At 57.3% G+C, this 424-nt stretch carries 1 pseudogene; it reads right to left on the bottom strand.

What is annotated here, in order from left to right:
• A pseudogene (locus B3W37_RS10520) lies at window positions 1-378 on the bottom strand (DegT/DnrJ/EryC1/StrS family aminotransferase); the annotation flags it as partial.
• Window positions 379-424 lie beyond the last annotated feature (46 nt).

The following is a 424-nucleotide window of genomic DNA, read 5'->3' as shown; positions in this document are numbered from 1 at the left end:
GCGGTTTCGGGCCGGATGGCCTCCAGGAAATCTCCGGGGTAGGTTTTATTGGTTGTCCCCACTTCAACCAAACGGGCCCCGGAAGCCTTCATAACTTCAGGTATGCGAAATGCCCCGCCAATTTCCACTAATTGGCCGCGGGAGACAATTACTTCGCGCCCTGCAGCCATGGTATTTAAGCCCAGTAACACGGCTGCGGCGTTGTTGTTTACCACCAGGGCTGCTTCAGCCCCGGTCAGCGTGATTAACAGTTCTTCCAGGTGGCGATAGCGGGAACCCCTCTCTCCGCTCTGCAGNNTGGATCTCCTCCAGAGCGGACTCAGCTAACGGGGCTCTGCCCAGGTTGGTATGCAGAACTACTCCGGTGCCATTGACCACCTCTTGCAAAGTCCCGGTGGTCAGTGCGCTGATGCGGGTTTTGATG

This window comes from Syntrophomonas sp. UBA5494 (genome assembly GCF_002426325.1).
This window is presented reverse-complemented; position numbering and strand designations above follow the sequence as displayed.